20 protein-coding genes are annotated in these 21511 nt (G+C 70.8%); 11 read left to right on the top strand and 9 right to left on the bottom strand.

Annotated elements, in window-relative coordinates; all coding sequences use genetic code 11:
* Window positions 1-10: 10 nt before the first annotated feature.
* Window positions 11-559 (bottom strand): NUDIX hydrolase, encoded by a 549-nt coding sequence (locus tag AACH10_RS19595; RefSeq protein WP_341412172.1) that lies wholly within the window; start codon window positions 557-559, stop codon window positions 11-13.
* Window positions 560-677: 118 nt separating this feature from the next.
* Between AACH10_RS19595 and AACH10_RS19590 the strand changes: the two genes are divergently transcribed.
* The 3 genes from AACH10_RS19590 to pgeF all read left to right on the top strand — a co-directional run bounded on the left by AACH10_RS19590 (window position 678) and on the right by pgeF (window position 2874).
* Window positions 678-1376, top strand: coding sequence for a fumarylacetoacetate hydrolase family protein (locus AACH10_RS19590; RefSeq protein WP_341412171.1), 699 nt, complete (start codon window positions 678-680; stop codon window positions 1374-1376).
* A 32-nt stretch (window positions 1377-1408) separates the two neighbouring features.
* Window positions 1409-2041, top strand: a complete 633-nt coding sequence (maiA, locus tag AACH10_RS19585; protein ID WP_341412329.1) for a maleylacetoacetate isomerase — start codon at window positions 1409-1411, stop codon at window positions 2039-2041.
* Window positions 2042-2121: 80 nt separating this feature from the next.
* A complete protein-coding gene (gene pgeF / locus AACH10_RS19580; protein WP_341412328.1) occupies window positions 2122-2874 on the top strand; it encodes a peptidoglycan editing factor PgeF in 753 nt (250 codons plus the stop codon).
* Here the strand turns inward: pgeF and AACH10_RS19575 are convergent.
* Window positions 2803-3126, bottom strand: a complete 324-nt coding sequence (locus AACH10_RS19575) for a hypothetical protein (protein ID WP_423228629.1) — start codon at window positions 3124-3126, stop codon at window positions 2803-2805. The two genes, pgeF and AACH10_RS19575, sit on opposite strands and share 72 nt — an antisense overlap.
* 97 nt (window positions 3127-3223) lie before the next feature.
* On the opposite strand from AACH10_RS19575, the gene phaC reads away from it, so the two are divergent.
* The 3 genes from phaC to phbB all read left to right on the top strand — a co-directional run bounded on the left by phaC (window position 3224) and on the right by phbB (window position 7023).
* Complete coding sequence (phaC, locus tag AACH10_RS19570) at window positions 3224-4924, top strand: class I poly(R)-hydroxyalkanoic acid synthase (protein WP_341412170.1); 1701 nt, start codon at window positions 3224-3226, stop codon at window positions 4922-4924.
* 76 nt (window positions 4925-5000) lie between these two features.
* Complete coding sequence (locus tag AACH10_RS19565) at window positions 5001-6182, top strand: acetyl-CoA C-acetyltransferase (protein WP_341412169.1); 1182 nt, start codon at window positions 5001-5003, stop codon at window positions 6180-6182.
* A gap of 103 nt (window positions 6183-6285) precedes the next feature.
* Window positions 6286-7023, top strand: coding sequence for an acetoacetyl-CoA reductase (gene phbB / locus AACH10_RS19560; RefSeq protein ID WP_341412168.1), 738 nt, complete (start codon window positions 6286-6288; stop codon window positions 7021-7023).
* Between the two features lie 57 nt (window positions 7024-7080).
* On the opposite strand, the gene AACH10_RS19555 is transcribed toward phbB, so the two are convergent.
* From AACH10_RS19555 to map, 6 genes are all read right to left on the bottom strand, one after another.
* On the bottom strand, window positions 7081-7713 hold the full coding sequence (locus AACH10_RS19555; RefSeq protein WP_341412167.1) for a DUF6198 family protein: 633 nt from the start codon (window positions 7711-7713) through the stop codon (window positions 7081-7083).
* Complete coding sequence (locus tag AACH10_RS19550; RefSeq protein WP_341412166.1) at window positions 7710-7928, bottom strand: DUF2788 domain-containing protein; 219 nt, start codon at window positions 7926-7928, stop codon at window positions 7710-7712. The genes AACH10_RS19555 and AACH10_RS19550 overlap by 4 nt, the downstream gene beginning before the upstream one ends.
* Window positions 7929-7958: 30 nt before the next feature.
* Window positions 7959-8747: a DUF2189 domain-containing protein gene (locus AACH10_RS19545; protein WP_341412165.1), complete on the bottom strand. Its 789-nt coding sequence runs from the start codon at window positions 8745-8747 to the stop codon at window positions 7959-7961.
* Window positions 8748-8832: 85 nt separating this feature from the next.
* Window positions 8833-9915 carry a tRNA 2-selenouridine(34) synthase MnmH gene (gene mnmH / locus AACH10_RS19540; protein WP_341412164.1) on the bottom strand — a complete coding sequence of 361 codons (1083 nt, stop codon included), beginning with the start codon at window positions 9913-9915 and terminating at the stop codon, window positions 8833-8835.
* Between the two features lie 84 nt (window positions 9916-9999).
* Window positions 10000-12615 carry a [protein-PII] uridylyltransferase gene (locus tag AACH10_RS19535; protein ID WP_341412326.1) on the bottom strand — a complete coding sequence of 872 codons (2616 nt, stop codon included), beginning with the start codon at window positions 12613-12615 and terminating at the stop codon, window positions 10000-10002.
* Window positions 12616-12678: 63 nt separating this feature from the next.
* A complete protein-coding gene (map, locus tag AACH10_RS19530) occupies window positions 12679-13488 on the bottom strand; it encodes a type I methionyl aminopeptidase (protein ID WP_341412163.1) in 810 nt (269 codons plus the stop codon).
* Window positions 13489-13596: 108 nt separating this feature from the next.
* Here map and purL point away from each other — a divergent pair, with 108 nt between their 5' ends.
* Window positions 13597-17604 carry a phosphoribosylformylglycinamidine synthase gene (gene purL / locus AACH10_RS19525; protein WP_341412162.1) on the top strand — a complete coding sequence of 1336 codons (4008 nt, stop codon included), beginning with the start codon at window positions 13597-13599 and terminating at the stop codon, window positions 17602-17604.
* A gap of 19 nt (window positions 17605-17623) precedes the next feature.
* Window positions 17624-17833 carry an oxidoreductase-like domain-containing protein gene (locus tag AACH10_RS19520; protein WP_341412161.1) on the top strand — a complete coding sequence of 70 codons (210 nt, stop codon included), beginning with the start codon at window positions 17624-17626 and terminating at the stop codon, window positions 17831-17833.
* A 13-nt stretch (window positions 17834-17846) separates the two neighbouring features.
* On the opposite strand, the gene AACH10_RS19515 is transcribed toward AACH10_RS19520, so the two are convergent.
* Window positions 17847-18854, bottom strand: a complete 1008-nt coding sequence (locus tag AACH10_RS19515; protein ID WP_423228639.1) for an LLM class flavin-dependent oxidoreductase — start codon at window positions 18852-18854, stop codon at window positions 17847-17849.
* 147 nt (window positions 18855-19001) lie between these two features.
* Here AACH10_RS19515 and AACH10_RS19510 point away from each other — a divergent pair, with 147 nt between their 5' ends.
* From AACH10_RS19510 to AACH10_RS19500, 3 genes are all read left to right on the top strand, one after another.
* Complete coding sequence (locus AACH10_RS19510; protein WP_341412159.1) at window positions 19002-19457, top strand: hypothetical protein; 456 nt, start codon at window positions 19002-19004, stop codon at window positions 19455-19457.
* 145 nt (window positions 19458-19602) lie between these two features.
* Entirely contained in the window at window positions 19603-20538 is a 936-nt protein-coding gene (locus tag AACH10_RS19505; RefSeq protein WP_341412158.1) for an EI24 domain-containing protein, read from the top strand.
* A gap of 21 nt (window positions 20539-20559) precedes the next feature.
* Window positions 20560-21360, top strand: a complete 801-nt coding sequence (locus tag AACH10_RS19500) for a competence/damage-inducible protein A (RefSeq protein WP_341412157.1) — start codon at window positions 20560-20562, stop codon at window positions 21358-21360.
* Window positions 21361-21511 lie beyond the last annotated feature (151 nt).

The following is a 21511-nucleotide window of genomic DNA, read 5'->3' as shown; positions in this document are numbered from 1 at the left end:
GCGGGCGGCGTCAGATGTCGCCGCAGTGCAGCGGGTACGCGCTGCCCGCGCGGCGGCAGGCGAAGAAGTGCTGCAGCGTCTCGCGCACGGTGCGGAAGGCGATCTCGTCCCAGGGCACCTCGTGCTCGTGGAACAGGCGTGCTTCCAGCGTCTCGGGGCCGGGATCGAGCGCGGTGTCGAGCATGCGCGCCTTGTAGAACAGGTGCACCTGGCCCACGCGCACCACGCTCAGCATGGTCAGCAGGCCTTCGAGCTCGATGTTCGCGCCGGCTTCCTCGGTGGTTTCACGCAGGGCGCCCTGGGCCACCGTCTCGCCCAGTTCCATGAAGCCGGCCGGCAGCGTCCAGAAGCCGTAGCGCGGCTCGATGGCGCGCTTGCACAGCAGCACCTGCTCGCCCCACACCGGCACGGTGCCCACCACGTTCAGCGGGTTCTCGTAGTGGATGGTGCCGCAGCCGGCGCACACCGCGCGTTCGCGGTTGTCGTCGTCGGGCACGCGGTAGTCCACCGCGGTGCCGCAGTGGCGGCAGTGCTTGATGCGGCGAGGGTCGATCAGCATGGTGCGCGGGAGTTTAGCGGGCCGGCGCGAACGCACCGGCACTGTGCCGCGATGGGCCATCCGCCGCCGGGGTCGCATGGCATCATCGTTCATCCTCTCTCACGCCCCGCCGCCCACCATGAGCGCCAACCTCGTCATCACCCCGCCCGCCCAGCCCACCGTGCCGGTGTCCGGCGGCGGCCTGTTCCCGGTGCACCGCATCTACTGCGTCGGTCGCAACTACGCCGAGCATGCCCAGGAGATGGGTTTCACCGGCCGCGAGCCGCCGTTCTTCTTCCAGAAGCCGGCCGATGCCGTGGTGCCGGTGGCCGATGGCGAGACCGGCGCCATCGCCTACCCGCCGCTGACCAAGAACCTGCACCACGAGATCGAGCTGGTGGTGGCCATCGGCATCGGCGGCCGCCACATCGCGGCGGCCGATGCGGTCAAGCACATCTACGGCTATGCCGTGGGCCTGGACATGACCCGCCGCGACCTGCAGAACGACATGAAGAAGCAGGGCCGGCCCTGGTGCATCGGCAAGGCTTTCGACGAATCGGCGCCGATCGGCCCGATCGTGCCCATCGCCCAATGCGGCGAACTGAGCACCGGGGCCATCACGCTGGCCGTCAACGGCACGCAGCGCCAGAAGGGCGACCTGTCGGAGCTGATCTGGAACGTGGCCGAGACCATCGAGACCCTCAGCCAGGCCTGGACGCTGCAGCCCGGCGACCTGATCTTCACCGGCACGCCGGCCGGCGTGGGTGCCGTGGTGGCGGGTGACGTGATGGAAGGCGCCATCGCCGGCCTGGGCACGCTGCGCGTGGCCGTGCGCTGAGCCACGGCCGCACCGGAGACACCGCCATGGCCATGAAGCTCTACAACTACTTCCGTTCCTCGGCCTCGTACCGCGTGCGCATCGCGCTGGCGCTCAAGGGCCTGGACTACGACTACCTCCCGGTGCACCTGGTCAAGGGTGAGCAGTCCGCCGCGGCCTATGCGTCGGTGTCCACCTCGCACCTGGTGCCCACGCTGCTGGATGGCGACGCCGCCATCTCGCAGTCGATGGCCATCATCGAGTACCTGGATGAAACCCATCCGCAGCCGGCGCTGCTGCCGGCCGATGCGCTGGGCCGCGCCCGCGTGCGCGCCATCGCGCAGGACATCGCCTGCGAGATCCACCCGCTGAACAACCTGCGCGTGCTGCGCTACCTGACGCACGACCTGAAGCTCAGCGAGGACGACAAGAACCGCTGGTACCGCCACTGGGTCGAATCGGGCCTGGAGGCGGTGGAGCGCCAACTGGCGGCGCAGCCCGGCCGCTTCTGCCATGGCGATGCGCCCACGCTGGCCGACTGCTGCCTGGTGCCGCAGATCTTCAACGCCCAGCGCTTCGACTGCCGCACCAGCCATGTGCCGAACGTGATGCGCGTGTTCGAGGCCTGCATGGCGCTCGACGCCTTCAGCCAGACCCAGCCCTCGGCCTGCCCCGACGCGGCGTGACGCCCCCGGACGCCGACGCCGGCCTGGCGCCGCACCTGCTGCTGCCCGACTGGCCCGAGCCACCCGGCGTGGTGGCGGCGATGAGCACGCGCGGCGGCGGTGTCAGCGAGCCGCCGTTCGACAGCCTGAACCTGCGCCCCTGGCAGTTGCCGGGCGCCGACCTGGACGCGCCCGAGGCCGTGGCCGAGAACCAGCGCCGGCTGGCCGCCGCACTGGGCGCGCGGCCGGTGTTCCTGCGCCAGGTGCATGGCACCACGGTGCTGCGGCTCACGCACGCCGATCTGGCCTGGACGGCCCAGGATGGTGCGGCCTGGCCGGCCGCCGACGCGGCCATCACCACCGAGACCGGGCTGGCCTGCGTGGCCCAGGCGGCCGACTGCCTGCCGGTGCTGTTCAGCAGCCGCTGTGGCCGCGTGGTGGGCGCCGCCCATGCCGGCTGGCGCGGGCTGGCGGCCGGCGTGCTGGAGCGCACCGTGGCGGCGCTGTGCGAGGCCGGTGGCGTGCCCCCCGGCGATGTGCAGGCCTGGCTGGGCCCCAGCATCGGGCCGCTGGCCTTCGAGGTGGGGGCCGACGTGCTGGCCGCGCATGGCGCCGATCCGGCGCGGCTGTCGGGCACGGCGGCGCTGCGCTTCGTGCCGCGCCCGCGGCCCGATGGCAGCCCGCGCTGGCTGGCCGATCTGCCCGGCCTGGCCCGCGACCGTCTGCAGGCGCACGGCCTGCACAGCGTGCACGGCGGGCGCTGGTGCACGGTCAGCGAGCCGTCACGCTTCTTCTCGTTCCGGCGCTCGCCGGTCACCGGCCGCATGGCCGCCTGCATTGCCCGCGTCGGCTGATGCGGTGGCGCTGGCGGCCGCCTCGGCGCGCCGGCGTGCCGCCTTGCGCCCTGGGGCGCCCAGGATGTAGAGCACGATGCCCAGCGGCAGCACCCCGTACAGCACGAAGGTGAAGAAGGCGCCCAGCAGGCTGCCTTGGCTGGAGGTGGCTTCGGCCGCGGTCATCAGCACGACCACGAACATCCAGGCGATGGCGACGATGTGCATTTCATGTTGCGATAAGCAATATCGCTTATCGAAAAAAACAGTCATGATGCGGTAAGCTACCGCCCGTACAAACCGCACTGTGGCACAGCATGTGCTCAGCAGCGACCAGTCGATCGCTGACAAACACCTGGAGACGACGCGCATGGATCCGAAGACCCTGCCCAACGCCAGTGACATGGGCCAGGCCGCTCAGGCCTTCGGCTCGGCGGTGAGTGAGATGTGGAAGTCGATGTCGGGGCTGTCGCTGCCGATGGATGCGATGACCAAGCTGCAGTCCGACTACGTCGCCCAGGCGGCGCAGATGTGGAACGACTCGCTGACCCGCTTCCAGAAGGACGGCAAGGCGCCGGCCCCGTCGGGCGACAAGCGCTTCTCGGGCCAGGCCTGGGCCGACAACCCGATGGCCGCGATGGCCGCGCAGACCTACCTGCTGAACGCCCGCACGCTGATGCAGATGGCCGAGGCGGTGCAGGGCGATGCCAAGACCAAGGCCCGCGTGCGCTTCGCGGTGCAACAGTGGATCGACGCGGCCAGCCCGGCCAACTGCCTGGCGCTGAATGCCGACGCACTGGCCAAGGCCGTGGAGACCCGCGGCGAGAGCCTCGCCCAGGGTTTGCAGCAGCTGGTCAAGGACGTGCAGCAGGGCCACGTCTCGCAAACCGACGAGAGCGCGTTCGAGGTCGGCCGCAACGTGGCGGTCAGTGAAGGCGCGGTGGTGTACGAGAACGAGCTGTTCCAGCTCATCGAGTACAAGCCGCTCACCGCCAAGGTGTACGAGCGGCCGATGCTGTTCGTGCCGCCGTGCATCAACAAGTTCTACATCCTCGACCTGCAGCCCGAGAACTCGGTGATCCGCTACACCGTCGAGCAGGGCCACCGCGTGTTCGTGGTCAGCTGGCGCAACCCCGACGCCAGCCTGGCCGACAAGACCTGGGACGACTACATCGAGCACGGCCCGATCGAGGCCATCGAGGTGGTCAAGGCCATCGCCGGTGCCGACGAGATCAACGCGCTGGGCTTCTGCGTGGGCGGCACCATCCTGACCACGGCGCTGGCCGTGCTGGCCGCGCGCGGCGAGAACCCGGTCAAGTCGATGACGCTGCTGACCACGCTGCTCGACTTCGACGACACCGGCGTGCTGGACGTCTTCGTCGACGAGGCCTCGGTGCAGCTGCGCGAGATGACCATCGGCGCTGACGCGCCCACCGGCCCCGGCCTGCTCAAGGGCAAGGACCTGGCCACCACCTTCAGCTTCCTGCGCCCGAACGATCTGGTGTGGAACTACGTGGTCGGCAACTACCTGAAGGGCGAGGCGCCGCCGCCGTTCGACCTGCTGTACTGGAACGGCGACTCCACCAACCTGCCGGGCCCGATGTACTGCTGGTACCTGCGCCACACCTACCTGCAGAACGAGCTGAAGCAGCCGGGCAAGCTCACCGTCTGCGGCGTGCCGCTGGACGTCACGAAGATCACCAACCCGGTGTTCATCTACGCCTCGCGCGAGGACCACATCGTGCCCTGGAAGGCGGCCTACGCCTCCACCGGCGTGTTGAAGGGCGCCAAGGACCAGACCTTCGTGCTGGGCGCCTCGGGCCACATCGCCGGCGTGATCAACCCCGCCAGCAAGAACAAGCGCAGCCACTGGACCAATGCCAAGCGCCCGGCCGATGCCGACGACTGGTTCGCCACCGCCACCGAGAAGCCGGGCAGCTGGTGGCCGGTGTGGTCGGGCTGGCTGAACGGCCATGGCGGCAAGCAGGTGGCCGCCCCCAAGACCTACGGCAGCCGCCAGTACAAGGTCATCGAGCCTGCGCCGGGCCGCTACGTGCGCGCCAAGGCCTGATCCCGCGACGGCGTGCCGTGCCTGCGGCCGCCGCGTCACATCCGCTTCACCGAAGCCCCCCAGGAGACCCGAGAACATGAGCCAGGACATCGTCATCGTCGCCGCCGCACGCACCGCGGTGGGCAAGTTCGGCGGCACGCTCGCCAAGACCGCGGCGCCCGAGCTGGGCGCCACCGTCATCCAGGCCCTGCTGCAGCGCAGCGGCCTGAGCGGTGAGCAGATCGGCGAGGTCATCCTCGGCCAGGTGCTCACCGCCGGCTCGGGCCAGAACCCGGCGCGCCAGGCCGTCATCAAGGCCGGCCTGCCCCACCTGGTGCCGGCCATGACCATCAACAAGGTCTGCGGCTCGGGCCTGAAGGCCGTGATGCTGGCCGCCCAGGCCATCCGCGACGGCGACAGCGAGATCGTCATCGCCGGCGGCCAGGAGAACATGAGCGCCTCGCCGCACGTGGTGCTGGGCAGCCGCGACGGCCAGCGCATGGGCGATTGGAAGATGATCGACAGCATGATCACCGACGGCCTGTGGGACGTGTACAACCAGTACCACATGGGCATCACGGCCGAGAACGTGGCCAAGCAGTACGGCATCAGCCGCGACGCGCAGGACGCCCTGGCGCTGGCCAGCCAGCAGAAGGCGGCCGCCGCGCAGGAAGCCGGCCGCTTCAAGGACGAGATCGTGCCGGTCACCATTCCGCAGAAGAAGGGTGATCCGGTGGTCTTCGCCGCCGACGAGTTCATCAACAAGAAGACCAGCGCCGAGGCCCTGTCCGGCCTGCGCCCGGCCTTCGACAAGGCCGGCTCGGTGACCGCCGGCAATGCCAGCGGCATCAACGACGGCGCCGCCGCCGTGATGGTGATGAGCGCCGCCAAGGCCGCCGCGCTGGGCCTCAAGCCGCTGGGCCGCATCGCCAGCTATGCCAGCGCCGGCCTCGACCCCAAGATCATGGGCATGGGCCCGGTGCCCGCCGCCCGCAAGGCGCTGGAGCGCGCCGGCTGGAAGGCCGCCGACCTGGACCTGCTGGAGATCAACGAAGCCTTCGCGGCCCAGGCCTGCGCGGTGAACCAGGAAATGGGCTGGGACACCAGCAAGGTCAACGTCAACGGTGGCGCCATCGCCATCGGCCACCCGATCGGCGCCTCGGGCTGCCGCATCCTGGTGACGCTGCTGCACGAGATGCAGAAGCGCGACGCCAAGAAGGGCATCGCCTCGCTGTGCATCGGCGGCGGCATGGGCGTGGCGCTGACCATCGAACGCTGATCCCACACGCAACAGGGCAGGGCGAACCCGGTTGACCGACGAGCGGCGCCGGGCGACCCTGCCGACAACGGAACTGACGTTCCATCCACAAGGAGAGACGGAAATGACGCAGAAGGTGGCTTACGTAACGGGTGGCATGGGCGGCATCGGCACCGCGATCTGCCAGCGCCTGGCCAAGGACGGTTTCAAGGTCATCGCCGGCTGCGGCCCGAGCCGTGATTTCAACAAGTGGCTCGACGAGCAGAAGGCCCTGGGCTACACGTTCTACGCCTCGGTGGGCAACGTGGCCGACTGGGACAGCACCGTCGAGGCCTTCAGCAAGGCCGTGGCCGAGCACGGCCCGATCGACGTGCTGGTGAACAACGCCGGCATCACGCGCGACCGCATGTTCCTGAAGATGACGCCCGACGACTGGAAGGCGGTGATCGACACCAACCTGAACAGCATGTTCAACGTCACCAAGCAGGTGGTGCCGGGCATGGTGGAAAAGGGCTGGGGCCGCATCATCCAGATCAGCTCGGTCAACGGCGAGAAGGGCCAGGCCGGCCAGACCAACTACTCGGCGGCCAAGGCCGGCATGCACGGCTTCACGATGGCCCTGGCCCAGGAAATGGCCGCCAAGGGCGTGACGGTGAACACCGTGAGCCCGGGCTACATCGGCACCGACATGGTCCGCGCCATCAAGCCCGAAGTGCTGGAGAAGATCGTCGCCACGATCCCCGTGAAGCGCCTGGGCACGCCGGAAGAGATCGGCTCGGTGGTAGCCTGGCTGGCCGGCCCGGATTCGGGCTTCACGACCGGTGCCGACTTCAGCTGCAACGGCGGTTTGCACATGGGTTGAGCGGCGCAGCCGCTCAACGCGAAAGGCCGGCGCAAGCCGGCCTTTTTCATGGGCAATTCAGAAGGCGACGTAGCGGCCCGGGCGGTGGTTGATGGCCAGCGCGAAGTTCATCGCCACGGCGGCCAGCACCGACAGCGCCAGGCGCGTGGCGTCCAGCCAGGGCAGGGCGGCCAGCACGATGGTGGCATCGATCACCGCCTGCACATGGCCAGCGCGCCAGCCGTAGCGCTCCTGCAGCCACAGCACCAGCACGTTCAGCCCGCCCAGGCTGGCGCGGTGGCGGAACAGGATGATGAAGCCCGCGCCCACCAGCAGCCCGCCCCCCAGCGCCGCGAAAGGCGGCGCCACCCAGGCCACCTGCAGCCAGGTGGGCAGGGTCTCCGACAGCCAGGCCAGCAGCGTGACCGCGGCCACGGTCTTGAACACGAAGCGCGGGCCCATGCGCCGCCAGGCCAGCAGGTAGAACGGCAGGTTGATCAGGAACAGCAGCGGCCCGAAGCGCCAGCCGGTGGCCTGGTTGAGCAGCAGTGCGATGCCGGTGGTGCCGCCGGTCATCAGCCCGGCCTGGCGGAACAGCACCAGGCCGAGCGCCACGAACATCGTGCCGGTGATCAGGGCCTGCAGGTCGTCGAACAGGCTGTGGCGCGGCGGCTCGCCCGCGCCACCGGCTTCCGAAGGCGCGGCGCTCATTCGCTGATGCCGGACAGGAAGTACTTGATCAGGCCCTTGGCAGCGAAGCCCAGCAGACCGAAGCCCAGTGCCAGGAACAGCACGAAGGCGCCGAACTTGCCAGCCTTCGACTCGCGCGCCAGCTGGATGATGATGAACACCATGTACAGCATGAAGGCCGTGACCCCGAAGGTCAGGCCGAACCACGCCACTTGCTCTTCGCTGAATCCGAACATGGTGAAAAGGGGTGCGAAGGGCGAATGGGGTCAGAAGTCGTCGTTGGGGCTGACGAGGTCGCGGTAGGCGTGCCAGCTGGCATGCGCCAGCCAGGGTGCCACCACCACCAGGCCCAGCAGCGCGGTGGCCATGCCCAGCACGGTCAGCACCATCAGCAGCGCGGCCCACATGGCCATGGGCAGCGGGTGCGCCTGCACCGCGCGCCAGCTGGTCAGCACCGCGGCCAGCACGCTGACCGGGCGGTCCAGCAGCATCGGGATCGCCACCACGCTGCTGGCGAACACCGGGGCGGCCAGGAAGGCGCCCAGGCCCAGCCACACCTCGAACAGCATCGAATGGTCGTTGAGCACCACCACGCGCAGGAAGTCGAGCGGGCTGCGCACCGGCGCGCCGGCAAAGCCGGTGATCAGCGAGGCCGAGGTCATCACCCAGCCGGTGCCGGCAAAGGCCAGCAGCAGGCCGAAGATGATCAGCCGGCCACCGGTGGCCTGGTCGGGCTTCCAGGCGCGCAGCGCCACCGACAGGTCGGCGCGCTCGCCACGCTCCAGCGCACGGCTCACCGCGTACAGGCCGGTGGCCAGCACCGGGGCCACCAGCAGGAAGCCGGTGAACGCGCCCGACAGCAGCCAGAAGCGCTGGCCCGCGGCCACGATCAGCAGCGCACCGAAGGCCGACAGGCCCAGGCCGTGCAGCAGGCCGGGCAGCGGGCAGCGCATCAGGTCGCGCCAGCCACGCGCCAGCCAGCCCAGCGGGCGCAGCAGCGGGATCTGGCGCACGCCGAAACGGCGTGACTCGATGAGGGCGGGACTGTCGGGCATGGAGGGCCTCGGATGATGCGGCCGCGCCACGCGACCACGCTTGATGATAAGCAAGCCCTGCCGTGTCGGCGGGCCTGCCGGCGCATCAGGCGTCGGGTGTCAGGCGGGTGTCCTCGGGCGCGGGCCACAGCTGGCGGGCGGCCCGGGCCAGCGTGTCGGGCGCGCCGTCGGCCAGCGGCACCGGCGCGGCCTGCGCGAAGCCGGCGTAGTGCCGGTCCATCGAGCGCAGGTACAGCGGGTCGTAGTGCTCGGCCATCATCGCGTCCACCAGGGCCGGCCAGTCGCCGGCGCGGGCCTGGGCCTGCCAGCGCTGCACCGTGGCGCGCCCGCGCAGGTCGATCAGGCCTTCCAGCAGCTGGCACAGGCGCTCGGCGTCCTGCACCAGGGCCTGGTAGTCCTGCAGCAGCAGCTCGCGCCGTGCGGCGTCGGGCATCTCCACGCGCAGCACCTCGGCGCGGGCGTGCATGTGCTCGATCAGTGCCTGCGGCAGCTGCACGCCGCCGATCTTGCGGCTCTCGCTTTCCACGTACACCGGCTGCGTGGCATCCAGCGCCGCCAGCGCCTGCCACAGCAGGGTGTCGAAGCGCTTCTGGCTGGGCTGCGGCTGGGTGGGCCAGCCGCCCAGGATCGAGCCGCGGTGGCAGGCCAGGCCTTCGAGGTCGAGCACCTGCGCGCCCTGCGCGGCCAGCGCATGCAGCAGCCGCGTCTTGCCGCTGCCGGTGCGGCCGGCCAGCACGCGGAACTGGAAGCGCCGCGGCCACTGGCCCAGGTCGTCGCGCACCTGCGCGCGAAAGCCCTTGTAGCCGCCCACCAGCTTGGCGGTGCGGAAACCGATCTGGTCGAGGATGGTGGCCAGCGAACCCGAGCGCTGGCCGCCGCGCCAGCAGTAGACCAGCGGCCGCCACTCGCGCGGCTTGTCGGCGATCCAGCGGTCGAGGTGGTCGGCGATGTTGCGCGCCACCATGGCCGCGCCCACCTTGCGCGCGGCCAGCGGACCGGTCTGCACGTACAGCGTGCCGACGATGTGGCGCTGTTCGTCGTCGAGCACCGGCCAGTTCACGGCGCCGGGCAGGTGGTCTTCGGCGAACTCGGCCGGCGAGCGCGCATCGATGATCGCGTCGTACTGGCCCAGCTGGGCGATCGCCTCGGCGGTGGTGGGGTTCAGCATGGCCGTCAGTCCCGCCGGGCCGCCCCAAGGGACTGAGCGCCCCCTCGGGGGGCAGGAGCGAAGCGACGTGGGGGCTGCATCGGTTCAACCCTTGGGCGCGATGGCGTCGAGCAGCTCGGTCTCGATCTGCAGCTGGCGCTTGGTCTGCTGCAAGGCCGGGCCGTCGACCAGGAAGGTGTCTTCCACGCGCTCGCCCAGCGTCGTCACCTTGGCCAGCTGCAGGTTCACCTGGTGCTGGGCCAGCACGCGGGCCACGGCGTACAGCAGGCCGGCGCGGTCGCTGGTGCTGATCGACAGCAGCCAGCGCTGGGCGCGTTCGTCGGGGCGCAGCGACACCCACGGCGTGACCGGGAACGAGCGCACGCGCCGCGACACGCGCCCGCGCGAAGGCTCGGGCAGCGGCTCGGTGCTGGCCAGGGCCTGCACCAGCTGGTGCTCGACCAGCGAGATCATGTCGCGGTAGCCGGCCTGGTCGCCGGCCTCGCATTGCGGGTGCACGACCTGGAAGGTGTCGAGCGCATAGCCGGTGCGGCTGGTGTGCACCTTGGCGTCCTGGATGGAGTAGCCGGCGCGGTCGAAGTAGCCGCAGATGCGCACGAACAGGTCGGGCCGGTCGGGCGAGTACACCAGCACCTGCAGGCCATCGCCCACCGGCGACGGGCGTGCGCGCACCACCGGCTCGGGCGTCTGCAGAAAGCGCCACAGCGCGCGCGCGTGCCAGGCGATCTCGCTGGCGTCGTGGCGCGAGAAGTAGCTGAGCTCCAGCGTCTTCCACAGCGGCTCTTCGGTGCCGGGCAGCGCGCTGTGCAGCGCCAGCAGCTGGCGAGCGTCCTGCCGGCGCGCCTCGACCTCGGCATCGAGGTTGGGCTGCGATCCGCCCAGCGCGCGCAGCGTGATGCGGTACAGGTCCTCCAGCAGCTTGCCCTTCCAGGCGTTCCACACCTTGGGGCTGGTGCCGCGGATGTCGGCCACGGTCAGCAGGTACAGGCCGGTGAGGTTGCGCACATTGCCCACCTTCATCGCGAAGGCGCGGATCACGTCGGCGTCCGACAGGTCCTCCTTCTGCGCCACGGTGCTCATGGTCAGGTGGTTGCGCACCAGGAACTCGACCAGCGCGGCGTCGTCCTTGGCCAGGCCATGGTCGCGGCAGAAGCGCCGCACCTCCACCGCGCCCAGTTCGCTGTGGTCGCCGCCGCGGCCCTTGGCCACGTCGTGGAACAGCGCGGCGATGTACAGCAGCGCCGGGTCCTTCCACTGCGAGGCCAGCTGGCTGCAGAACGGGTACTCGTGGGCGTGCTCGGGGATGAAGAAGCGCCGCACATTGCGCAGCACCATCAGGATGTGCTGGTCCACGGTGTAGACGTGGAACAGGTCGTGCTGCATGCGCCCGACGATGCGCCGGAACACCCACAGGTAGCGGCCCAGCACCGAGGTCTGGTTCAGCAGCCGGAACGCGTGCGTGATGCCCTGCGGCTGGCGCAGGATGTCCATGAACAGCTCGCGGTTGACCGGGTCGCGGCGGAAGGCGCTGTCCATCACGTTGCGGGCGTTGTACAGCGCGCGCAGCGTGCGCGCTGACAGGCCCTTGATGCCCGGCGTCTGCTCGAACACCAGGAAGGTCTCGAGGATGGCGTGCGGGTTCTCGATGTAGAGGTCGTCGCGCACCACCTCCAGCATGCCGGCGCGATCCAGGAAGACGGCGTTGATCGGCCGCATCGGCGCGGTCTCGCTGCCTTCCAGGCGCTCGGCGATGTTCAGCAGCAGGATCTGGTTGAGCTGCGTCACCGCCTTGGCCGCCCAGTAGTAGCGGTGCATCAGCACCTCGCTGGCGCGCTGCTCGCGGCTGTTCTGGTAGCCGAAGCTCTCGGCCACGGCGGTCTGCAGGTCGAACACCAGGCGGTCTTCGCGGCGGCCGGCCACGGCATGCAGGCGCGCGCGGATCAGCGTCAGCGTGCCCTGGTGGCGCTGCAGCTGCTTGACCTCGAAGGGCGTGATCAGGCCCTTGGCCGCCAGCTCGGCCCAGCTGCGCCCCAGGCCGGCGGCGCGCGCCACCCAGATCACCACCTGCAGGTCGCGCAGGCCGCCGGGGCTTTCCTTGCAGTTGGGCTCCAGCGCGTAGGGCGTGTCCTCGTACTTGGTGTGGCGCTGGCGCATCTCCAGCGTCTTGGCACGCAGGAAGGCCACCGGGTCCATGGCCGCGGCGGTGGCCTTCTGGAACTGCTGGCACAGCTTCTTGCTGCCGGCCAGCCAGCGCGATTCGAGCAGCGCGGTCTGCACGGTGACGTCGCGCCTGGCCTCGTCCACGCATTCGGCCACCGTGCGCACCGATGAGCCGATCTCCAACCCGATGTCCCAGCAGGCGGTGATGAAGGCCTCCAGCGCGTCCTTGGCGGCCGTGCCGGCGCCGGTGTCGCAGCCGGCGGGCAGCAGCAGCAGCACGTCCACGTCGCTGTAGGGCAGCAGCTCGCCGCGGCCATAGCCGCCCACGGCCAGCAAGGCGGCCTCCGGGATGGCGGCGGCCAGGCCGGTGTCGCGCCACAGCGCGGCCAGCGTGCCGTCGACATGGCGGGTGAGGCCGCGGATCAGGTGCGTGGCCGAGGTGGCGGTGGCGCGCGCCTGCAGAAAGTGCGCGACCAGCGCCTTCTTGCCTTCGCGGAACTGCGTGCGCAGCGCGGCCAGGTCCAGCGCTGCGGGGGCCATGGCCGGCGCGGCGGCCTCCGGCCGGGCCGGCGCCGTGTCAGGGGTGGACACGCCGGGCCCCGTTCAGGCGGCGCCGGTGATGAAGGCCGGCGGCGGCGGGCTGCCGGCCGAGACGGTGAGCACCTCGTAGCCGGTCTCGGTGACGACCACCGTGTGCTCCCACTGTGCCGACAGCGAGCGGTCTTTCGTGACGATGGTCCAGCCGTCGCCCAGCTCGCGGATCTCGCGCCGGCCGGCGTTGATCATTGGCTCGATCGTGAAGATCATGCCCGGCACCAGTTCTTCCAGCGTGCCGGGGCGGCCGTAGTGCAGCACCTGCGGCTCTTCATGGAACTTGTTGCCGATGCCGTGGCCGCAGAACTCGCGCACGATCGAGAAGCCCTGTGCCTCGGCGAAGGTCTGGATGGCATGGCCGATGTCGCCCAGGCGCGCGCCCGGCTTGACCTTGGCAATGCCCTTCCACATGGCGTCGTACGTGATGGCGCACAGGCGCTTGGCGGCGATGCTGCCTTCACCCACCACGAACATGCGGCTGGTGTCGCCGTGCCAGCCGTCCTTGATGACGGTGACGTCGATGTTGACGATGTCGCCGTTCTTCAGCGGCTTCTCGTTCGGGATGCCGTGGCACACCTGATGGTTGATCGAGGTGCAGATCGACTTGGGGTAGGGGATGTAGCCCGGCGGCTGGTAGTTCAGCGGCGCCGGGATGCCACCCTGCACGTTCACGATGTGGTCGTGCGCCAGCTTGTCCAACTGGTCGGTGGTGACACCGGGCTTGACGTGGGGCGTCAGCATGTCCAGCACTTCGGAGGCCAGGCGGCCGGCGATGCGCATGCCTTCGATGTCGGCAGCGGTCTTGAGGGTGATCGGCATAACCGGCAATTATCCCACCTCAAAGTAGAATCGAGGGTTTTCATGGGCAAGGCCAGTCTGTGGCCCGCCGACCCGTGAACGCCACCTCCTGACGCCCGCCGGGTTGCCATGTCGATCAACACCACGCCCTCCACCCCCACCGTGTTCTTCGTCGAGGGCGGCAACGCGCTGTCGGCCTTTCGCGCCCAGGCGCTGCTGCCGCGGCTGCAGGCCGTCAGCGAGCGCATCACCGGCGTGGCGGCGCGGCATGTGCACTGGGTGTGGAGCGACGCCGCGCTGGACGCCGGCGCGCGCGACCGCCTGGCCGGCCTGCTGACCTACGGCGACCCCTACACCCCCGCCAAGGACGAGGCCCATGCCGCGCTGGTGGTGGTGCTGCCGCGCCTGGGCACCGTGTCGCCCTGGGCCAGCAAGGCCACCGACATCGCCCACAACTGCGGGCTGGCCATCCACCGGGTGGAGCGCGTCACCGAGTTCCGCCTGCAGCTCAAGAGCCCGCTGATCGGCTCGGCCAAGCCGCTGAGCGAGGCCGAATTGCAGGCCTGCGCGCTGCTGCTGCACGACCGCATGACCGAGAGCGTGGCCTACGCCCGCGAGGCCGGCCAGCATCTGTTCGATGCGCGCCAGGCCGAGCCGCTGGCCCATGTGGACGTGATCGGCGCTGGCAAGTCTGCGCTGGACCAGGCCAACGCCGACTGGGGCCTGGCGCTGTCGGCCGACGAGATCGACTACCTGGTCGACGCCTTCACCAAGCTGGGCCGCAACCCCAGCGACGTGGAGCTGATGATGTTCGCCCAGGCCAACAGCGAGCACTGCCGCCACAAGATCTTCAACGCCGACTTCACGATCGACGGCGAGCGCCAGCCGCTCTCCATGTTCGGCATGATCCGCAACACCGAGAAGGTCTCGCCGCAGCACAGCGTGGTGGCCTACAGCGACAACGCCGCGGTGATGGAAGGCGGCCCGGTCGAGCGCTGGCTGCCGCAGGGGTTCACCAACGCGCCGGTCTACGGCCCGCGCCACGAGGTGGCCCATGTGCTGATGAAGGTGGAGACGCACAACCACCCCACCGCGATCAGCCCGTTCCCCGGCGCCAGCACCGGTGCCGGCGGCGAGATCCGTGACGAGGGCGCCACCGGCCGCGGCGCGCGGCCCAAGGCCGGCCTGACCGGCTTCTCGGTCAGCAACCTGAACCTGCCCGGCCTGGCCGAGCCCTGGGAGCGCGATGCCGTGGGCAAGCCCGAGCACATCGCCAGCCCGCTGCAGATCATGGTCGAGGGCCCGCTGGGCGGCGCGGCCTTCAACAACGAGTTCGGCCGGCCCAACCTGGGCGGCTACTTCCGCGTCTACGAGCAGGATGTGGCTGGCGTGCGCCGCGGCTACCACAAGCCCATCATGATCGCTGGCGGGCTGGGCATGATCAGCGCTGGCCAGACGCACAAGCTGCCGTTCGGCGCCGGCACGCTGCTGGTGCAGCTGGGCGGCCCGGGCATGCGCATCGGCATGGGCGGCGGCGCCGCCAGCTCGATGGCTGCGGGCACCAACACGGCGGCACTCGACTTCGACAGTGTGCAGCGCGGCAACCCCGAGATCCAGCGCCGCGCGCAGGAGGTCATCAACCACTGCTGGGCACTGGGCGAGCGCAACCCCATCCTGGCCATCCACGACGTGGGCGCGGGCGGCATCAGCAATGCCTTCCCCGAGCTGGTGGACGGCGCCGGCAAGGGCGCCACGTTCGATCTGCGCAAGGTGCCGCTGGAAGAGACCGGGCTGGCGCCCAAGGAGATCTGGTGCAACGAGAGCCAGGAGCGCTACACCCTGGCCGTCGATCCGGCCCTGATGCCGCTGTTCGAGCAGATGGCCGCGCGCGAGCGCTGCCCGTTCGCGGTGGTGGGCGTGGCCACCGACGACCGTGAGCTGGTCCTCGAGGACGGCCCGGGCGGCGAGCGCCCGATCGACATGCCGATGGACGTGCTGCTGGGCAAGCCGCCCAAGATGCACCGCGACGTGGCCCGCGTGGCGCGCCGCGAAGCGGCCCTGAACCTCACCGGCGTGGCCCTGGCCGACGTGGCCTATTCGGTGCTGCGCCACCCCACGGTGGCCAGCAAGCGCTTCCTGATCACCATCGGCGACCGCACCGTGGGCGGCATGAGCCACCGCGACCAGATGGTCGGCCCCTGGCAGGTGCCGGTGGCCGACTGTGCCGTGACCCTGGCCGACTACGCCGGCCTGCGCGGCGAGGCCATGAGCATGGGCGAGCGCACGCCGCTGGCCGCGCTGGATGCGCCGGCCTCGGGCCGCATGGCGGTGGGCGAGGCGATCACCAATCTGCTGGCCGCGCCGATCGCGTTGAGCCGCGTGAAGCTCAGCGCCAACTGGATGGCCGCCTGTGGCGAGCCTGGCGAAGACGCCGCGCTGTACGACACCGTCAAAGCCGTGGGCATGGAACTGTGCCCGGCACTCGGCGTGGGCATCCCGGTGGGCAAGGACAGCCTGTCGATGCGCACCAAGTGGAGCGATGCCGCCGGTGCCAAGCAGGTCACCGCGCCGGTGAGCCTGATCGTCACCGCCTTCGCCTCGCTGGACAGCGTGCAGGGCACGCTGACGCCGCAGCTGCAGCCGGTGGACTCCAGCCTGATCCTGGTCGATCTGGGCCAAGGGAAGAACCGCATGGCCGGCTCGATGCTGGCCCAGGTGATCGGCCAGTTCGGTGACCAGGTGCCCGATCTGGACGACGCCGCGCAACTCAAGGCGCTGGTGGCCGCAGTGAACGAACTGCGCGCCCAGGGCCTGCTGCTGGCCTACCACGACCGCGGCGACGGCGGCCTGTGGGCGACAGTGTGCGAGATGGCCTTCGCCGGCCAGACCGGCGTGAGCCTGAACGTCGACCTGCTGGTCACCGAGGGCGACGGCATCAGCGACAGCCGCGCCGACGTGGGCGATTCCAAGAACTGGGCCAGCCAGGTGGGCGAGCGCCGCAACGAGCTGACGCTGAAGGCGCTGTTCAACGAGGAGCTGGGCGTGGTGCTGCAGGTGCCGCGTGCCCAGCGCGATGCCGCCATCGGCGTGCTGCGCCAGCATGGCCTGTCGAAGCACAGCCATGTGATCGGCAGCACGAACACCACCCGCACGGTGGAGGTGTGGCGCGACACCAAGGCGCAGTTCAGCGCGCCGATCCGAGATCTGCAGCAGGCCTGGGACGAGGTCAGCGCGCGCATCGCCGGCCTGCGCGACAACCCGGCCTGCGCCGCCGCCGAACACGCGGCCGTGGGCGCCGAGGGCGACCCCGGCCTGCATGTCAGCCTGAGCTTCGACGCGGCCGAGAACGTGGCCGCGCCGTTCCTGAACCTGAGCAAGCCGAAGGTGGCCATCCTGCGCGAGCAGGGCGTCAACTCGCATGTCGAGATGAGCTATGCCATGGCCCAGGCCGGCTTCGAGGCGCACGACGTGCACATGACCGATCTGCAGACCGGCCGCGCCAGGCTCGAGCAGTTCCGCGGCGTGGTGGCCTGCGGCGGCTTCAGCTATGGCGACACGCTGGGCGCCGGCGAGGGCTGGGCGCGCTCGATCCTCTTCAACCCCGAACTGGCCGAGCAGTTCGCGGCCTACTTCCAGCGCACCGACACCTTCGCGCTGGGCGTGTGCAATGGCTGCCAGATGCTGGCCGCGCTGTCGCCCATCATCCCCGGCGCGCAGGACTGGCCCAAGTTCACGCGCAACAAGAGCGAGCAGTTCGAGGCCCGCTTCAGCCTGGTGGAAGTGCTGGACAGCCCGTCGATCTTCTTCGCCGGCATGGCCGGCAGCCGCCTGCCCATCGCTGTGGCGCATGGCGAGGGCTTTGCCGACTTCAGCCAGCGCGGCAACGAGGCCAAGGTGGCCAAGGCGATGCGCTTCGTCGACCACCACGGCGCGGCCACCGAGCAGTACCCGTTCAACCCCAACGGCAGCCCGGGCGGCCTGACCGCGGTGACCACGGCCGACGGCCGCTTCACCGCGCTGATGCCGCACCCGGAGCGCGTGTTCCGCAACGCGCAGATGAGCTGGACGCCCGGCGCCATCGCCGCGGCCAGCCCGTGGCTGCGCATGTTCGGCAACGCGCGCCGCTGGGTCGGCTGAGCACAACCCGCTCGTCCCGATGGATTTCGCGATCGAGGACCGCGCCACCGGCCTGGCGGTGATCCAGCACCTGCAGGGCCGCGCCGTGCAGGCTGGCGTGGATCTGCGCGAGCCGCCGCCCGAGCCGGTGGGCTGCTGCGGCCGCGGCTGCAACGGCTGCGTGTGGGAGGGCTGGTTCTCGGCCGTGGCCTACTGGCGCGACGAAGCGCTGTTCGCGCTCGACCCCTGAGGCAGCGGCCGGTTCAGGCGCTGGCGACAGCGCCTGCCACCTCGGCCACCAGCGCGCAGGATTTCAGCCGCGCCGCATCGTCGTGGATGGCGCCGGCGATGATCAGCTCGTCGGCCTGCGTGCGATCGACGATCTCGCGCAGCTGCGCGCGCAGCGTGTCGGGCGCGCCCACGGCGCTGCAGGCGTACATGCGGGCGGCGCCGGCATGCTCCTGCGCGCTGCCCATGCGGGCGAAGTCGGCCGGGTCCACCGGGCGCGGCAGCGGCCCGCGCACGCCGCGCTGCATGGCCAGGAAGCGCTGCTGCAGCGAGGTGGCGAGAAACGCCGCCTCGTCGTCGCTGTCGGCGGCCACTGCATTCACCGCCACCATGGCGTGCGGCTTGGGCCAGCGGGCGGACGGGCGGAAGCTGCGGCGGTAGATGTCCAGCGCCTGCAGCAGCAGGTCGGGCGCGAAGTGCGAGGCGAAGGCATAGGGCAGGCCGAGGTAGGCGGCCAGCTGCGCGCCGTACAGGCTGGAACCCAGGATCCACACCGGGATGCGCGTGCCCTGGCCGGGGATGGCGCGCACCTGCTGGCCGGCTTGCGCCGGCTCCAGGTAGTGCATCAGCTCCTGCACCTCCTGGGCGAAGTCGTCCTCGCCGGCGCCGGCCATGTGGCGGCGCAGCGCCCGGGCCGTGGCCATGTCGGTGCCCGGCGCGCGGCCCAGGCCCAGGTCGATGCGGCCGGGGTACAGCGTGGCCAGCGTGCCGAAGGCTTCGGCCACGGTCAGCGGCGCATGGTTGGGCAGCATCACGCCGCCCGAGCCCACGCGGATGCGCTGGGTGGCACCCGCCACATGGCCCACCAGCACGGCGGTGGCCGAGCAGGCCACGCCGTCCATGTTGTGGTGCTCGGCCAGCCAGTAGCGCTGGTAGCCACAGGCCTCGGCCTGCCGCGCCAGCGCCACCGAGCGGGCGAGGGCGGTGGCGGCATCGCCGCCTTCGGGAATGGGGGCCAGGTCGAGGACGGACAGCGGGGGCAGAAAGCTCATGCGGCGATGATGCCGCGATTGCGCCAGCCCGCTGTCGCACGGGTTTCTTTGCCCGGCAGCAACCGGGGAACCGCCGGCCTGCGGCAAGATCCGACGCCATCGGGGTGAGCGCAGCCAGTGCCTGCGGCCCCGCATGCCATGACACCGATGCCCCTGCGCCGCTTCCGACTGTTGTCGTTCACCCTGGCCGCGGCCACCGGCCTGCTGATGGCGGCCGCCTGCCAGGCACAGCCGCCAGCGCCGGCTTCGGCCGGCACGGCGGCCGACCCGGCCGAGGCCGCGCTGCTGGCGCGCATCCGCGGCGAGATCGGCGAGGCCCGCTGCAGCAGCGACAGCCAGTGCCACACGCTGGCCGTCGGCGAGAAGGCCTGCGGCGGCCCGGCCCAGTACCTGGTCTGGTCCGGCACGGCCGCGCGGGGCGAGAAGCTCAAGGCCTGGAGTGCCGAACTGGCCACGCTGCAGCGCCAGCGCGCGGCGGCCAGCGGCCTGATGTCCAACTGCCAGTACCTGCCCGATCCCGGCGCGGCCTGCGTGCAGCAGCGCTGCGTGCTGCGCGGCGGCGGGGCGGGGCCGGGCGCGCTGCCGGTGCGCTGACGCCGGTGCGCTGATGCCGGCGCGGGGCTCCGGCCAGCCGTGACCGGCCACCCACCGGCGCCCCGTGCGGCCGGTCGGCTGCGGCTGCGCTGCATCGCAGCGCGCTGGCGCTGGCCGCCCACCCGGCGTGTATGCTGCCGCGGCCATGAAGCTCCTGCTTGATTCGTTCTGGCGCGCGGCGGCCTACTGCCTGCATCCCAAGGTCATCGGCTTGTCGCTGCTGCCGCTGGGCATCGGCGTGGCGCTGGCCCTCGGCCTGGGCTGGCTGTACTGGGAGGCAGCGGTGGCCGGCGTGCGCGCCACGCTCGAGCAGTGGTCATTGGTGGATGCCGCGCTGAAGTGGGTGGAATCCATCGCCGGGGCCTCGTTCCGCTCGGTGCTGGCGCCGTTGATCGTGGTGCTGCTGTCGGCGCCGGTGATCGTCATCGTCTCGGTGCTGCTGGTGGCGCTGCTGATGGGGCCGGCCATCGTCACGCTGGTGGCCGGGCGGCGCTTTCCGGCCATGGAGCGCAAGCGCGGCGGCGGCTGGCTGTCCAGCCTGGCCTGGTCGGTCGGCTGCACGCTGGCGGCGCTGCTGGTGATGGGCCTGAGCATGCCGCTGTGGTTCATCCCGCCGCTGGTGCTGGTGCTGCCGCCGCTGATCTGGGGCTGGCTGACCTACCGTGTGATGAGCTTCGACGCGCTGGCCGATCACGCCAGCCGCGACGAGCGCCGCCAGATCCTGCGCGAGCACCGGCTGCCGCTGCTGGGCATCGGCGTGATCACCGGCTACCTGGGCGCGGCGCCCTCGCTGCTGTGGGCCGCCGGGGCCATGACGCTGATCTTCGCGCCGCTGGTCATCGCGCTGTCGGTGTGGCTGTACACGCTGGTGTTCGCGTTCTCGGCGCTGTGGTTCACGCACTATGTGCTGGCCGCGCTGGCCGGCCTGCGCCACGTGCGCGATGCCGAGGCCTCGCCGGTGGGCAACACGCCGATGTACGCCGCCGATGACCCCATGGTGATCGATGCCGAGCCGGCAGTGGCATCCTCGGCGCCGCCTGCCGCCCCGCCGGCCCCGCCCCTGCCGCCGCCGGCCACCTGAACCCCAACCCGCACCGCACCCATGCCCAGCTTCGGCCTCATCATCGTCGGCGACGAGATCCTCTCCGGCAAGCGCCAGGACAAGCACCTGGCCAAGGTCATCGAACTGCTGGGCGAGCGCGGCCTGCAACTGGCCTGGGCACGCTACGTGGGCGACGACCGTGCACGCATCACCGCCACGCTGCGCGAGGCCTTCGCCTCGGGCGACATCGTGTTCAGCTGCGGCGGCATCGGGGCCACGCCCGACGACCACACCCGCCAGGCCGCTGCCGCGGCGCTCGACCGGCCGCTGGCCCTGCACCCCGAGGCCGCCGAACTGATCCGCGAGCGCATGCGCGACGTGGCCGCCGAGCAGGGCCTGCCCTACGAGCCCGAGCGCCCCGACAACCTGCACCGCCTGAACATGGGCATGTTCCCCGAGGGCGCGCAGATCATCCCGAACCCGTACAACAAGATCGCCGGCTTCTCGGTGGGCGACGTGCACTTCGTCCCCGGCTTTCCGGTGATGGCCCATCCGATGGTGGCCTGGGTGCTGGACGAGCGCTACCGCGCGCTGCACGGCGGCATGCGCCAGGTGGAGCGCTCGGTGATCGTGATGGGTGCGATGGAGGCTACGCTGACGCCGCTGATGGAGGCGGTGGAGGCGCAGTACGCCGGCATCAAGGTGTTCAGCCTGCCCAGCGTCGACCATCCGCAATGGGGCCGCCACATCGAGCTGGGCGTCAAGGGTGCGGCCGACCGGGTGGACGAAGCGTTCGAGACGCTGCGCGGTGGCCTGGCAGGCTATGGCGCCACACTGGGCCCCGAAATGGTGCGACACTGACGCACCAAAATAGATCACACAACGGCACCGAGATGGTGCATTCGATGGGCGCACCGGCCCCCGGTGCGTGCCATGCATTGGTGCGCCCAGGCGTGGCGGGCGGCCGCCGCCGGACGGCCACGGGCACGCTTTCTGCTACATTGCAGTGCGC

It is taken from the genome of Pseudaquabacterium inlustre (assembly GCF_038066595.1).
In the GTDB taxonomy this organism is placed as follows: Bacteria; Pseudomonadota; Gammaproteobacteria; order Burkholderiales; family Burkholderiaceae_C; genus Pseudaquabacterium; species Pseudaquabacterium inlustre.
Note: the sequence above shows the minus strand (reverse complement) of the source record. Positions and strands in the feature narration are given on the sequence as shown.